Origin of the sequence: Rhodanobacter sp. Root561 (assembly GCF_001427365.1) — a bacterium.
Classification (GTDB): domain Bacteria; phylum Pseudomonadota; class Gammaproteobacteria; order Xanthomonadales; family Rhodanobacteraceae; genus Rhodanobacter.
This window is the reverse complement of record NZ_LMGH01000016.1, coordinates 170,372-183,231: the sequence shown is the minus strand read 5'-3', so window position 1 is coordinate 183,231 and position 12,860 is coordinate 170,372. Positions and strand designations below refer to the sequence as shown.

The 12,860-nt window shown below is 65.5% G+C and carries 14 protein-coding genes; 10 read left to right on the top strand and 4 right to left on the bottom strand.

Annotated features, from left to right (window positions below):
* The first annotated feature begins 76 nt into the window (after positions 1 to 76).
* Positions 77 to 1,180 carry a fimbrial protein gene (locus tag ASD55_RS18205; protein WP_082542843.1) on the top strand — a complete coding sequence of 368 codons (1,104 nt, stop codon included), beginning with the start codon at positions 77 to 79 and terminating at the stop codon, positions 1,178 to 1,180.
* 584 nt (positions 1,181 to 1,764) lie between these two features.
* On the opposite strand, the gene ASD55_RS17200 is transcribed toward ASD55_RS18205, so the two are convergent.
* Positions 1,765 to 2,511 carry an FAD-binding oxidoreductase gene (locus tag ASD55_RS17200; RefSeq protein ID WP_056768164.1) on the bottom strand — a complete coding sequence of 249 codons (747 nt, stop codon included), beginning with the start codon at positions 2,509 to 2,511 and terminating at the stop codon, positions 1,765 to 1,767.
* A gap of 91 nt (positions 2,512 to 2,602) precedes the next feature.
* Between ASD55_RS17200 and ASD55_RS17195 the strand changes: the two genes are divergently transcribed.
* The 3 genes from ASD55_RS17195 (at position 2,603) to ASD55_RS17185 (ending at position 5,165) form a co-directional block, all read left to right on the top strand.
* Positions 2,603 to 3,565, top strand: coding sequence for an ABC transporter ATP-binding protein (locus ASD55_RS17195; RefSeq protein WP_056717984.1), 963 nt, complete (start codon positions 2,603 to 2,605; stop codon positions 3,563 to 3,565).
* The gene (locus ASD55_RS17190) at positions 3,562 to 4,338 is read left to right on the top strand and encodes an ABC transporter permease (RefSeq protein WP_056768159.1); all 777 of its coding nucleotides are present in this window, start codon (positions 3,562 to 3,564) and stop codon (positions 4,336 to 4,338) included. The genes ASD55_RS17195 and ASD55_RS17190 overlap by 4 nt, the downstream gene beginning before the upstream one ends.
* Positions 4,339 to 4,445: 107 nt before the next feature.
* Positions 4,446 to 5,165: a pseudouridine synthase gene (locus ASD55_RS17185; protein WP_056768157.1), complete on the top strand. Its 720-nt coding sequence runs from the start codon at positions 4,446 to 4,448 to the stop codon at positions 5,163 to 5,165.
* A 99-nt stretch (positions 5,166 to 5,264) separates the two neighbouring features.
* Here the strand turns inward: ASD55_RS17185 and tsaD are convergent, their stop codons facing one another.
* Positions 5,265 to 6,296 carry a tRNA (adenosine(37)-N6)-threonylcarbamoyltransferase complex transferase subunit TsaD gene (gene tsaD / locus ASD55_RS17180; protein ID WP_056768154.1) on the bottom strand — a complete coding sequence of 344 codons (1,032 nt, stop codon included), beginning with the start codon at positions 6,294 to 6,296 and terminating at the stop codon, positions 5,265 to 5,267.
* A 101-nt stretch (positions 6,297 to 6,397) separates the two neighbouring features.
* On the opposite strand from tsaD, the gene rpsU reads away from it, so the two are divergent.
* A complete protein-coding gene (gene rpsU / locus ASD55_RS17175; protein WP_007081639.1) occupies positions 6,398 to 6,613 on the top strand; it encodes a 30S ribosomal protein S21 in 216 nt (71 codons plus the stop codon).
* A gap of 202 nt (positions 6,614 to 6,815) precedes the next feature.
* Positions 6,816 to 7,262, top strand: a complete 447-nt coding sequence (locus ASD55_RS17170; RefSeq protein ID WP_056768151.1) for a GatB/YqeY domain-containing protein — start codon at positions 6,816 to 6,818, stop codon at positions 7,260 to 7,262.
* 24 nt (positions 7,263 to 7,286) lie between these two features.
* Here the strand turns inward: ASD55_RS17170 and ASD55_RS17165 are convergent, their stop codons facing one another.
* Complete coding sequence (locus tag ASD55_RS17165; protein ID WP_056768149.1) at positions 7,287 to 7,583, bottom strand: hypothetical protein; 297 nt, start codon at positions 7,581 to 7,583, stop codon at positions 7,287 to 7,289.
* A 151-nt stretch (positions 7,584 to 7,734) separates the two neighbouring features.
* Between ASD55_RS17165 and ASD55_RS18200 the strand changes: the two genes are divergently transcribed.
* On the top strand, positions 7,735 to 7,905 hold the full coding sequence (locus tag ASD55_RS18200; RefSeq protein ID WP_082542842.1) for a DUF1328 domain-containing protein: 171 nt from the start codon (positions 7,735 to 7,737) through the stop codon (positions 7,903 to 7,905).
* On the opposite strand, the gene ASD55_RS17160 is transcribed toward ASD55_RS18200, so the two are convergent.
* Positions 7,902 to 8,540, bottom strand: a complete 639-nt coding sequence (locus tag ASD55_RS17160) for an N-acetyltransferase (RefSeq protein WP_056768146.1) — start codon at positions 8,538 to 8,540, stop codon at positions 7,902 to 7,904. The genes ASD55_RS18200 and ASD55_RS17160 overlap by 4 nt on opposite strands.
* 88 nt (positions 8,541 to 8,628) lie before the next feature.
* Between ASD55_RS17160 and dnaG the strand changes: the two genes are divergently transcribed.
* The 3 genes from dnaG to ASD55_RS17145 all read left to right on the top strand — a co-directional run bounded on the left by dnaG (position 8,629) and on the right by ASD55_RS17145 (position 12,127).
* Positions 8,629 to 10,365 (top strand): DNA primase, encoded by a 1,737-nt coding sequence (gene dnaG, locus ASD55_RS17155; RefSeq protein WP_056768143.1) that lies wholly within the window; start codon positions 8,629 to 8,631, stop codon positions 10,363 to 10,365.
* 130 nt (positions 10,366 to 10,495) lie between these two features.
* Entirely contained in the window at positions 10,496 to 11,116 is a 621-nt protein-coding gene (locus ASD55_RS17150) for a DedA family protein (protein ID WP_056717976.1), read from the top strand.
* 9 nt (positions 11,117 to 11,125) lie between these two features.
* Entirely contained in the window at positions 11,126 to 12,127 is a 1,002-nt protein-coding gene (locus ASD55_RS17145) for a bile acid:sodium symporter family protein (protein WP_056768140.1), read from the top strand.
* The last annotated feature ends 733 nt before the right edge of the window (positions 12,128 to 12,860 follow it).

The window sequence follows — 12,860 nt, the reverse complement described above, 5'->3', positions numbered from 1 at the left end:
GATGAATCCAAGGTGCCCAGCAAAGTACCCTTCCGTACCGTAAAACATCGCACCTCTTGAATATGCCGAGACCGATATGCACCATTCACTCATCGCGGCCATGCAAGACCCCGTGTCCTGCAACCGGTTCAGTCGATCAAGCCCAGCTTGGACTTGGTTGTGCCTGCTGATACTGCTGTCGGTTTTGTTTGCCTGGCCGGCGGCTGCCTTTGCGCAAGCCCAGTGTTACTACGAAGACGGCAACGGCAATGCCATCAATGCGCCGGCTACGCAAATTGTCACCTTCAGCAGTGTCACCATTGCGCTCTCAAGCCAATCCGCTGGTAGCACCATTGGCCCCCCGCGGACAGCCACGACCACAGGCGACACCATCTACATAGCATGTCTAAACGGCGGCACTCCAGGCGGCCTGCAACCATCCTATGGTACCTATGACGCCGCCACTAAGACCATTTACAGCCCAACGCCAGGAGTCGCATTCAAAATATTGCGATCAGGCACCCCCATACCGTTATACCCAAACGATTCGTTGACGAATGGCACATCGACTTTTTCCAATACGACGACATTCCAGCTGATTTCGACCGGAGTGCTTCCAAGCAGCGGAAATCAAATTCCCGCGGGCACGGTCTTGGGTCAATGGAATTTCGACGATGTGTGCACCAAACCGGTCATTAGAAATAATGGCGACTATAAAAGTTGCGACATCAACGCACCCATAAAAACCGTCATTATATTTCAATCAGGCGGCGTCACGTTCACAGCTTCCACATGCACTGTGTCCACAGGCAGTCAAAACTTGACCGTAGCCTTGCCCTCCGTATCCGCCAATGCGCTCGGTGCTGTCGGAGCCACGGCGGGCACGACGCGATTCGGAATCAACCTCACTGGCTGCACATCCAATCTTGCCGTCAGCGCCACGTTGAGTAGCAGCAACGCCTATACCGTCAATGGCGTCATCGCACCCACAATCGGCGCCGGCTACGCCAGCGGCGTGGGTATCCAGATCCTTCGCGCCGATGGCATAACACCGGTTACATTCGACAGCGCGTTTCCGACAGGTACCACGAACGGCGCCAATTACAGCTTCAATCTCTACGCACGCTACTACCAGACCGCCACACCAGTAACGCCTGGCCAGGTTCAAGCCACGGCAACCTATACGTTGACCTACCAGTAGCGGCGACCGCGGTTGTTTCGAACACCGATGCCGGCTATTCGTAAGTCTGCGTGACCAGCATCGGTGCGGCGTCGACTCGACTGGCGCTGAGGTAGCCGTAGAAGTACTTCAGCACGCGATCCGATTCCGCATGGGTCAGCCGTCTGACTGTCACGACATGGGTTCGTGGTGACGACATCGGCGAATCAAGTTCGGCACAGCTCTGTCGATAACTTCGTCGCGGGGCAACCGAAGCTTGAGCCGAAGCGCTGGTATCCGTTGCCACATGGCACGTTGGCACAACGATGCGGCCCGAAAAAGTGATTCGGCCGTCTGCTGCTTCCGCAGCAGGCACGAACAGCATCCAAGTGCACATGCAACCGGACAATACGGTACAAAACCGATCAGTCACGTCCATGCCCTCCATTGCATCCCGCCGCGCAAGATGACCGGAGGTGTTGCCGCAGATTCCTCCGGCTTCCCGAAGATCCACTAGGGGCGGATTCTCAGGGATGAAGCTAATTACACTTCAGATGTGAGGTACTCGTGAAGATTCGGTGCACCGAAGGAAGCGAAGGCCCGGCCACGCTGCCGATCCGAGGCCTTCACCGCGACGAAATGTACTTCTCGCGCCTGATCTGCTTCACCGGCAGGCCGAACTCCTGCAGCGCCGCAAACGCCGCGTCGACCATGTTCGGGTTGCCGCACAGGTAGGCGATGTCGCGGTCGGCGTGGGGGCCGAGTTCGGCCAGCACGTGCTGCACGTGGCCGCTGCGGTCGCTGCTGCGGGGCACGGCGCGGGCTTCGCGGCTGAGGCAGCCATGGAAGTGGAAGCCGGGATGGGCCTGGGCGAAGGCCTCGAACTCCTCGCCGTAGAGCAGCTCGGTTTCGTTGCGGGCGCCGTACAGCAGCACCACTTCGCGATCACCGGCGGCCAGCAGCTTTTCGATCTGCGGCAGCATGGCGCGGTACGGGGTGACGCCGGTGCCGGTGGCCAGCAGCAGGTAGCGCGGATGGGTGTCCGCTTCCTGCAGGCAGAAGCGGCCGTACGGGCCGCTGGCGTCGATCACGCCGCCGTGTGCCAGCCCGCCAAGCAACTTGGTTGCCGCACCGCCGTCGACATAGCTCACTGCGATCTCAATGCGCTGCACGGGTGAACTGCCGTCGCCGACGCTGCCCACCGAATAACTGCGCTTGGTCGCGGTGCCATCGTCGTAGTGGAAATGCACCTGCAGGAACTGCCCGGGCTGGAACGCCAGCGGCTGGCCGTCGACGCGCTCGAACACCAGGTGGCGCACGGTGGGCGCCAGCATGACGCTGTCGACAAGACGGAGCTGGAAATGATCGGCCATGGGGTTTCCGGAAACAGTGTGTGCCGCCAGACAGGCTCGGGCGGTGCGGCTTGGCCCGCTATAATAAGGGCTAACCCCCTCGGTGCAGCCCATGTCCCCGGAAATCCGCCCCACGGCACCCGCGCTTGTCGTCGACAATCTGCGCAAAACCTATCGCAATGGCGTCGAAGCGCTGAAAGGCATCAGCCTGACCGTGCAGCCCGGCGATTTCTTCGCCCTGCTCGGCCCCAATGGCGCCGGCAAGTCGACCCTGATCGGCATCCTGTCGTCGCTGGTGAACGCCACCGACGGTGACGCCCAGGTGTTCGGCGTGTCGGTGAACAATCAGCGCAGCGAGGCGATGAAGCTGATCGGGCTGGTGCCGCAGGAGATCAACTTCAACCAGTTCGAGAAGCCGTTCGACATCTGCGTCAACGAGGCGGGCTTCTACGGCATCCCGCGCAAGCTCGCTGCGGAGCGCGCGGAAAAGTACCTGAAGGAACTGCGCCTGTGGGACAAGGCCTTCCACCAGGCGCGCGAGATGTCCGGCGGCATGAAGCGGCGGCTGATGATTGCCCGCGCGATGATGAACGAGCCGAAGCTGCTGATCCTGGACGAGCCCACCGCCGGCGTCGATATCGAGATCCGCCGCTCGATGTGGCAGTTCGTCAGCGCGATCAACGCGGCCGGCACCACCGTGATCCTGACCACGCATTACCTGGAGGAAGCCGAGTCGCTGTGCCGCAACATCGCGATCATCGACCACGGCACCATCATCGAGAACACCAGCATGAAACGCCTGCTGGCCACGCTGGACGTGGAGACCTTCGTGCTCGACGTCAGCGAAGTGCCGCCCGAGCTGCCGCAACTGGACGGCATCGGCTTCCGCCGCATCGACGAGCGCACGCTGGAGGCGGAAATGGCGCGCACGCAGAACCTCAACGCACTGTTTGGCGCGCTCACCGCCGGCGGCATCACGGTGAACTCGATGCGCACCAAGACCAACCGGCTGGAGGAGCTGTTCGTGCGGCTGGTCGAGCAAGGTCGAGCGCCAGCCCGGGAGAAAACGGCATGAACGCCTCGACCAACCTTGTCGCGCTGTACACCGTGGCGCGCCGCGAAATCGTGCGAATCGTGCGCATCTGGACGCAGACGCTGATCCCGCCCATCATCACGATGACGCTGTACTTCATCATCTTCGGCAAGCTGATCGGCAGCCGCATCGGCATCGTCGAGGGCGGCTTCAGCTACATGCAGTACATCGTGCCGGGGCTGGTGATGATGAGCGTCATCAACAACAGCTACATGAACATTTCCAGCTCGTTCTACGGCGCCAAGTTCCAGCGCTCGGTGGAAGAGATGCTGGTGTCGCCGATGGCCAACTGGGCGATCCTCTACGGCTACGTGATTGGCGCGGTGGCACGCGCCCTGGTGGTCGGCGCGCTGGTCCTGCTGGTGGCGCTGTTCTTCACCTCGCTGCACGTGGCGCACCCCTTCATCGCGCTGGGTGCGGTCACCCTGGGCGCGGTGATCTTCGCGCTGGCCGGCTTCATCAATGCCGTGTTCGCCAGCAAGTTCGACGACATCGCGCTGGTGCCGACCTTCGTGATCACCCCGCTGACCTACCTCGGCGGCGTGTTCTATTCGATCAACATGCTGGGCGAACCGTGGCGTGGCATCTCCCACGCCAACCCGATCCTGTACATGGTCAACGCGTTCCGCTACGGCGTGCTCGGCATCAGCGACGTATCGGTGGGCGGCGCGTTCGCGGTGATGCTGGTGTTCATCGTCGCGTTGACGGTGGCGTCGCTGCAGTTGCTCAAGCGCGGCGTGGGGCTGCGGTCTTGAAAGCCGGGATTCGGGATACGGGATTCAAGATTCGCAAAAGCCGCAAGCTCGCGAGAACGCGCCTTGCCCAACCCCAAATCCCCAATCCCACATCCCGGCCCTGATTCATGCGCGTCAACAAATACATCAGCGAAGCCGGCCTGTGCTCGCGCCGCGAGGCCGATGAGCTGCTGCTGGCCGGTCGGGTCAGCATCAACGGCGAGGTCGTCTCCACCGGCGCCAAGGCGTTGGAGGGCGACGAGGTGCGGGTGGATGGCGAGATCGTCAAGGCGCGCGTGCTGGCCGCCACGCCGGGCGCGAAGAAGGCGATCTACGTGGCACTGAACAAGCCGGTCGGGATCACCTGCACCACCGACCAGAGCGTCGATGGCAACATCGTGGACTTCATCGATCATCCGCAGCGGATCTTTCCGATCGGCCGGCTGGACAAGGATTCCGAAGGGCTGATCCTGCTGACCAGCAACGGCGACATCGTCAACGAGATCCTGCGCGCGGAGAACCACCACGAGAAGGAATACCTGGTCGGCGTCAACAAGGCGGTCACCGACGAATTCCTGGCCGGCATGGCCAAGGGCGTGCGCATCCACAACCAGATGACCCAGCCGTGCAAGGTGCGCCGCATCGCCAAGTTCGGTTTCTCGATCGTGCTGACCCAGGGCCTGAACCGGCAGATCCGGTTGATGGCCGCCGCGTTCGGTTACCGCGTGACCCAGTTGCGCCGCGTGCGCATCGACAACGTGAAACTGGCCCACCTGAAAGTTGGCCAGTGGCGCAATCTCACCGAGGCGGAACTGAAGGGCCTGCTGCCCGGACGCACGCAGTGGTGAACCCGTAACCCGGGAACGCGACCGTGGGGCGGGTACTGTCCGCCGGCCCTTCCGGTGCCGTGAAAAACGGCGGGCAGTGCCCGCCCTACAAAAACCGGATCAGGCCGCCGGCAGTGTCTGCAGATCCCAGCGCGGGCGCACCTGGATGGTGTCATCCTGGTGCTGGCCGCTGGCCAGGCGGATCGCGCCGGCCAGCGCGATCATCGCGCCGTTGTCGGTGCAGAAAACCAGCCGCGGGAAATACACCTGGAAGCCGTCCTTCTCGCCAGCTTTGGCCAGCTCGCTGCGCAGATGCCGGTTGGCGCCCACGCCTCCGGCGATCACCAGCCGGCTTGCGCCACTGGCTTGCAGCGCGCGGCGGCACTTGATGATCAGCGTGTCGACGATCGCCTCCTGGAAGGCGCGGGCCACGTCGGCGCGGGTCTGCTCGCTCTGGTCGGACTTCTGCCAGGCCAGCAACACTTGGGTCTTCAGGCCGGAGAAGCTGAAATCCAACCCGGGCCGATCAGTCATCGGCCGCGAGAAACGGAACGCGCCTGCGGTGCCCTGTTCCGCCAGTTTCGCCAGCGCCGGGCCGCCCGGATACGGCAGGCCCATCAGCTTGGCGGTCTTGTCGAACGCCTCGCCGGCCGCGTCATCCAGGGTGTCGCCCAGGATCGTGTACTGGCCGATCGCCTTCACCTCGACCAGCAGCGAATGGCCGCCGGATACCAGCAAGGCCACGAATGGCGGCTCCGGCGGGTTTTCCTCCAGCAGCGGCGCCAGCAGGTGGCCTTCCATGTGATGCACCCCGATCGCGGGCACGCCCAGCGCCCAGGCCAGCGCGCGGCCCAGCGAGGCGCCCACCAGCAGGGCGCCGACCAGGCCCGGCCCGGCGGTGTAGGCCACCCCGCCCAGGTCCTGCACGGTCAACCCGGCCTCGGCCAGCGCCTCGCGAATCAGCGGCACCAGCTTGCGCACGTGGTCGCGGCTGGCCAGCTCCGGCACCACGCCGCCGTAATCGGCGTGCAGCTTGATCTGGCTGTACAGCGTATGGGCCAGCAGCCCCTTCCCGGGCGCGTCCGGTTGCCAGCGCAACAGCGCCACGCCGGTCTCGTCGCAGGAGCTCTCGATGCCCAGAATCGGCTTCATCGGCCCGGCCTTTGAAAATTCTTCGTCATGCACGGTATAATTCCCGGCTCACCACATTCAGCTGTCCTGCAAGAGCAGGCAGATTACCACCCGGAGTTTCCATGCCCAACGTAAAAGTTCGCGAGAACGAGCCGTTCGAGATCGCACTGCGTCGTTTCAAGCGTACCTGCGAAAAGGCCGGCGTCCTGGCCGAAACGCGCAAGCGCGAGTTCTACGAGAAGCCGACCCAGGAACGCAAGCGCAAGCGCGCTGCCGCCGTGAAGCGTCACCTGCGCCGTCTGTCGCGCGACGTTTCCCGCAAGGTTCGCCTGTACTGAGTTTCCCGACCTGCCGCCCGGCAGGTCATGCGGCGCCCCGGCGCTGCGCACCCGGAAACACGGTCGGCGCCAGCTCTTCGACGAGAGCCGCTCGCAGCCACCGCAGGCACAGCCGATACGACATGGCCGGTGTTGTCCCCAGGGGCAACGCCGGCTTTGTCGTTTCCGTAGAATGGTCCATTCATCCCATAAGGCCCCGCCCATGACGCTCAAGCAGCAGCTCACCGAAGACATGAAGAACGCCATGCGCGCCGGCGAAAAGCACCAGCTGGGCGTGATCCGGCTGATGCTGGCCGCGATCAAGCAGCGTGAGGTCGATGAGCGGATCGAACTGGACGACGTCCAGGTGCTGGCCACGCTCGAGAAGATGATGAAGCAGCGCAAGGATTCGGTCAGCCAGTTCGACGCGGCCGGTCGCGACGACCTGTCGGCGATCGAGCGCGCCGAGATGGTGGTGATCGAGACCTATCTGCCGGCCAAGCTGGACGAGGCCGAGATCGACGCGCTGATCACCGCCGCGATCGCCGAGACCGGCGCCAGCTCGCCGCGCGACATGGGCAAGGTGGTGGCCGCGGTGAAGGAGAAAGCCGCCGGCCGCGCCGACATGGGCGTGGTGTCGGGCCGCATCAAGAGCCGCCTGGCGGGCTGATCTCCGTTCGCGGCGTACGCCGCCTCAGCCCTGTCGCAGCAGCACCATCAGCGCCAGCAGGCCGAGCAGGATCGCCATGACGGCCAGCGCCACGCGCTGGCGCCGTTTGCGCAGCCGCTGCCAGTTCGCCATGTCCAGGAAATAGCGCCCCTCGCCGGGGCAGCGCAACACCGCGTGCTGCACCAGCGAATACCAGGCCATGCCCTGCTTCAGGCCCAGCTGTTCCGGGCGGCACGCGGTGGCGGGCGTGGTTGCCGCCGCCCGCTCGAACGCGCGGACGATCTTCCGCTGTTTCACCATCATCACCGCGATGATCACCACGATTCGTCACTCCCGGCTGGCCCGGCAGCTTGCCGCGGCCAGCCGGTGCGGGCAAGTGGCGTGATGCATCGGCTTCACGCCACTGGCGCTACAAAGCAAACCGAGCCGGTGGAGTCCCGCCGCGCCTAACCCGCAGTTGCAGGAGATCGTCATGCTGAAGTGGGCCATCATTTTCGCCATCATCTCGCTGGTCACCGGCTGGCTCGGCTTCGGTGGCGTGTCAGGCGCCAGCGCGACCATCGCCAAGGTGCTGTTCGCCTGCTTCGTGATCCTGTTCCTGCTGGCCGTGCTGGCGGTGATCGGCGTCTTCCACATCCTCTAGGCGTGCTCCGCCGGCGCCTGCCATTGCATGCGCCGGTGGCCCGGCACGCGGCCCTGCGGATTGGCCAGCGTCGATGGGCGCTCGGCAGTCACCACGAACCCCAGCCGCTGATAGAGGCGCTGGGCATCGGGGTTGGTCACGGCCACGTCCAGCACGACGGGGCCGAGCGCAGCCACCGGCCGCTGCGCAAGCAGGTGGGCGACCAACGCAGTGCCGGCGCCCTTGCCGCGCAGGGCCGGGTCGACGCCGAGATGTCCCAGGTAATACAGGTCGCCGGCCGGCGGCGGGATCACCGACTCGGTGCGCAGGCCACGCCCGATCACCCCGGGCGCATGGCGCCAGCCGTAATGGCGCACGATCTGCCGCGCCGCGGCCAGGGTGAACGGCCACTTGGTGTCGCCGCCGTAGCCCGCCCCGACCGCCACCACCACGCCGTCGCGCTCGCCCACCACGTGGTTGCGCCAGCCAAACTCGCCCGCGCCGTCGACGAAGGCCCGCCGCAGGAAGGCCTGCGCATCACCCACGTCCGGCACCGCGAAAACATAGTCGAAGGCCGCCGGCCCCGAGCTGTGGATCAGCGGCACCGCCGCCTCCACGTCGGAGGCGGCCGCCGGGCGGAACAGCCATCCAGCCATCGTCGTCACATTCCCGTTGAGACCCCGGCCGAGATTAGCGCAGTCCGCGGACGCGGCGGGGGCGCCGACCGACTAAACTAGGCCGCTTATGCGTGGCCTGATCCCCGACAGCTTCATCGATGAACTGCTTGCCCGCGTCGACATCGTCGACGTGATCGAGCGGCGGGTGCCGTTGAAGAAGGCCGGGCGCGAGTGGACGGCGTGTTGCCCGTTCCACAACGAGCGCTCGCCGTCGTTCTACGTCAGCCCGGCCAAGCAGTTCTTCCACTGCTTCGGTTGCGGCGTGCACGGCAGCGCGATCAAGTTCCTGATGGACTACGACCGGCTGGAGTTTCCCGACGCCGTCGAGGAACTGGCCCAGACGGTGGGCCTGACCGTGCCCCGCGAAGGCGGCCGCGAAGCGGTGCCGCGCGAGGACAAGACCGACCTGTACGCGCTGCTGGATGCCGCCGCCGGCTGGTACGAAGGCGAGCTGCCGCGCAGCAGCGATGCCCAGGCCTATTGCAAGAAGCGCGGACTGGACGCCGAGACGATCAGGCGTTTCCGCCTCGGCTGGGCACCGGCCGGCTACGACGGCGTGATCAACGCGCTGGGCAACACGCCGCGCCGGATGGAGCTGCTGAACGAGGCCGGCATGGTCGCCTCCAGCGAGCGCGGCAGCAAATACGATCGCTTCCGCGAGCGGCTGATGTTCCCGATCCTCGACCGCCGCGGACGCGTGATCGCGTTCGGCGGCCGCGTACTGAGCTCCGAACAATCCCCGAAGTACCTCAACTCTCCCGAGACCCCGCTGTTCCACAAGGGCCGCGAGCTGTTCGCGCTGTGGCAGGTGAAGCAGGCGAACGCGAACCTGCTGCGGATCGTGGTGGTCGAGGGCTACATGGACGTGATCGCGCTGCACCAGGCCGGCTTGCCGATCGCGGTGGCCACGCTGGGCACGGCGACCACGCCGGAACACACCGAGGTGCTGTTCCGTGCCGCGCCGGACGTGGTGTTCTGCTTCGACGGCGACCGCGCCGGCCGCGCCGCCGCGTGGAAGGCGCTCGAATCCGCGCTGCCGCGCCTGCGCGACGGTCGCCAGGCGTACTTCCTGTTCCTGCCCGACGGCGAGGACCCGGACTCGCTGGTGCGCAAGGAGGGCAAGGACGGCTTCGAGAAGCGCATCCGGGAAGCGATGCCGCTGTCGGACTATTTCTTCAACGAACTGTCGCACGACGTCGACATGGCCAGCCTCGACGGCCGCGCCCGGCTGGCCGAGCGCGCTCGTCCGCTGATCGGCAAGCTGCCCGATGGCGCGTTCCGCGACCTGATGGCGCAGGAGCTGGAAAAACGCAGCGGCGCGCGGGCGATGCTGCAGGCCGACCCGGCCGCGCACCGCGCGGTGCAACGCCCCACCGCGGTGCAGCGCAGCCTGGTGCGCAGCGCGATCTCGCTGTTGCTGGCCCAGCCTGGCCTGGCCGACCAGGTGGAAAAGCCCTATCGCTTCCTGCGCCTGGACAAGCCTGGCGTGGAGCTGCTGGCCGAATTGCTCGACCTGGCGCGCGCCCGTCCAGGCATCAATCCGGCGATGCTGGTGGAGCATTTTGCCGAGCGCGAAGCCTACCCGTCGCTGCAAAAACTGATGGCGACCACGGTCGTCGGCGAACCCGAGGCGCAGGCGGCGGAATTCTTCGATGCCCTGCAGCGCATGGAAGACCAGGCGGTCACCCAGCGCCGCGATGCGCTGACCGCGAAGAGCCGCGAAGGCACGCTGGACAGCGCCGAGAAGGCCGAACTGCGCGAACTGCTGGCCGCCCGCGTGCGCCCGCCGGTGGCCTCGGCGTGACTGCGGTGAACTGCCGCAGGCGCCGCCCCGGCGTGCGCCCTGGCCTCACGCCCGCGACGGACGGTCATGCGAGTGTGGGATCATGCGTGGCTTCGGCCTGGCGGATCACGCAGGACGCACGGGAAAACTGATGGATCTGTTGCAGCAACTGGTGACGATTTTCGCCGAGAACGGTTACCTCGCCGTCTTCCTCGCGCTGATGATCTGTGGCGCCGGCCTGCCCCTGCCCGAAGACATCACCCTGGTCGCCGGCGGCGTGATCGCCGGGCTGGGCTATGCGAACGTCCACGTGATGGTCGCCCTGGCGATGTTCGGCGTGCTGCTGGGCGACTGCGCGATCTTCCTGCTGGGCCACCATTACGGCGCGCGCATCCTGAAATGGCGTTTCGTGGCACGCATCCTCACGCCCTCGCGCTACTGCAGGGTGCAGGACAAGTTCCAGCGCTATGGCAACCGCGTGCTGTTCTTCGCCCGCTTCCTGCCCGGCATGCGCACCACCATCTACCTCACCGCCGGCATGACCCATCGCGTGTCGTTCCTGCGCTTCCTGCTGATCGACACCGTGGCCGCGCTGATCAGCGTGCCGTTCTGGGTCTACCTGGGCTTCCTGGGCGCCGACAACCATGCATGGCTGGTGAAGTGGATCCATCGCGGCCAGAGCAGCCTGTGGGCCCTGGTCGGCATTCTCGCGGTGATCGGACTGGTGCTGTGGTGGCGCAGGAAGCACCGCGACCAGTGCGGGCTGGACTGAATCCCCGACATGTCGTCGCGTCGCCTGCTGCCGGACCCTTTCACCCTCGCCCTGCTCGCCACCGTCGTACTGGCCTCGTTGCTGCCTTGCCGGGGCGAGCTGGCGCAAACCTTCGACGTGATCACCGACGCAGCCATCGCGCTGCTGTTCTTCCTGCACGGCGCCAAGCTGCCGCGTTCGGCCATCATGCAGGGGCTGGCCCACTGGCGCCTGCACCTCACCGTGTTCGCCGGCACCTTCGTGCTGTTCCCGCTGCTGGGCCTGGCCCTGCGGCCGCTGGGCCACGCACTGCTCACGCCGGATCTCTACCTTGGCCTCCTGTTCGTCTGCGCGCTGCCCTCGACCGTGCAGTCGTCGATCGCGTTCACCTCGATCGCCGGCGGCAATGTCCCGGCCGCCGTGGTCAGCGCCTCGATGTCGAACCTGATCGGCATCGCGCTGACCCCGCTGCTGGTCGGCCTGCTGCTGGCCACCCGTGGCGCCGACGCCTCGTGGCACGGCGTGCTGGACATCGTGTTGCAGTTGCTGCTGCCGTTCGCGCTCGGCCATGGCGCGCGGCGCTGGATCGGTGGCTGGATCGATCGGCACAAGCCCGTGCTTGGCTACACCGACCGCGGCACGATCCTGCTGGTGGTCTACACCGCCTTCAGCGCCGCGGTGGTGGAAGGCCTGTGGCGCGACACGCCGCTCTCGGCGCTGCTGTCCACCCTGGCGATGTGCGGCCTGTTGCTGGCGCTGATGATGCCCATCCTGACCTGGGCCGCACGACGGCTGGGCTTTTCCCGTGAGGACGAGATCACGATCGTCTTCTGCGGTTCCAAGAAGAGCATGGCCAGCGGCATCCCGATGGCCAAGATCCTGTTCGCCGGCCAGCTCGGCGGCCTCGGCGCACTGGTACTGCCGCTGATGATCTTCCATCAATTGCAGCTGATGGTGTGCGCGGTGGTGGCGCGTCGCTATGCGGCGCGCGGGGTGCGCCGCGTTGGCGAGGATGATCGCGACGCGGATTGATTCGGGGGTGTCGCCGAGCGGTCGTTCGCAAGCGATGCTTTTGCCGGATTCGGACCTCATCCTGCCGAGGGCGTGTCACTTTTCTCCTTACGATGCGACTCAAAAGCTCAGTGCAGAGCGGTCGATCGCCTCCGGCGACCGAGTCACTTTTCTCTTGCGTGGCCAAGAGAAAAGTAACCAAAAGAGAAGGCCACCCCGCTTGGCGGCGCTTGTTGGGCATCCTGCCCAACAAGTCCGTGAGCCGGGGCCGGGCTTTTCGACAGCACATCCTTGTGCTGGCGAAAAGGCATCGGCATCCATGCCTATGCCCGCTACGCGGCCTGTCGCCCCCGTCTCACCGCCGCACAAGGGGCCCCGGGTAAAGCAGCGGGCCATCGTGGCCCGCACTCGGTGATGAAGCTGAAAGGCAAAGGCAAAAGCCAGAGCCGAAGCAAAAGCTCCGGGTCGCCGCTTTGCTCTTGATCCGGCTCTTCTGAAAAGTACGCGCAGGATGCGCGTCGCTCTACCCGGGGCCCCTCTGTAGCGGCGAGGCGGGGGCGACAGGCCGCGTAGCGGGAGCCGACAGGGATGTCGGCTCCTTTTCGCACGGACAGGATGTCCGTTCGAAAAGCCTTGCGGACAGGATGTCCGCAAGGCGCGGAAGCGGGGTGGCCTTTCTCTTGGGTTACTTTCTCTTTGGCCACTCAAAGAGAAAGTGACTCGCCCTCCGCAGGAGGACGAAAGCTCTTTGCTC

Coding starts and splice junctions, on each gene's coding strand:
- ASD55_RS18205 (WP_082542843.1), top strand. CDS start 77: ATGCACCATTCACTCATCGCGGCCATGCAAGACCCCGTGTCCTGCAAC.
- ASD55_RS17200 (WP_056768164.1), bottom strand. CDS start 2,511: ATGGCCGATCATTTCCAGCTCCGTCTTGTCGACAGCGTCATGCTGGCG.
- ASD55_RS17195 (WP_056717984.1), top strand. CDS start 2,603: ATGTCCCCGGAAATCCGCCCCACGGCACCCGCGCTTGTCGTCGACAAT.
- ASD55_RS17190 (WP_056768159.1), top strand. CDS start 3,562: ATGAACGCCTCGACCAACCTTGTCGCGCTGTACACCGTGGCGCGCCGC.
- ASD55_RS17185 (WP_056768157.1), top strand. CDS start 4,446: ATGCGCGTCAACAAATACATCAGCGAAGCCGGCCTGTGCTCGCGCCGC.
- tsaD (WP_056768154.1), bottom strand. CDS start 6,296: ATGAAGCCGATTCTGGGCATCGAGAGCTCCTGCGACGAGACCGGCGTG.
- rpsU (WP_007081639.1), top strand. CDS start 6,398: ATGCCCAACGTAAAAGTTCGCGAGAACGAGCCGTTCGAGATCGCACTG.
- ASD55_RS17170 (WP_056768151.1), top strand. CDS start 6,816: ATGACGCTCAAGCAGCAGCTCACCGAAGACATGAAGAACGCCATGCGC.
- ASD55_RS18200 (WP_082542842.1), top strand. CDS start 7,735: ATGCTGAAGTGGGCCATCATTTTCGCCATCATCTCGCTGGTCACCGGC.
- ASD55_RS17160 (WP_056768146.1), bottom strand. CDS start 8,540: ATGGCTGGATGGCTGTTCCGCCCGGCGGCCGCCTCCGACGTGGAGGCG.
- dnaG (WP_056768143.1), top strand. CDS start 8,629: ATGCGTGGCCTGATCCCCGACAGCTTCATCGATGAACTGCTTGCCCGC.
- ASD55_RS17150 (WP_056717976.1), top strand. CDS start 10,496: ATGGATCTGTTGCAGCAACTGGTGACGATTTTCGCCGAGAACGGTTAC.
- ASD55_RS17145 (WP_056768140.1), top strand. CDS start 11,126: ATGTCGTCGCGTCGCCTGCTGCCGGACCCTTTCACCCTCGCCCTGCTC.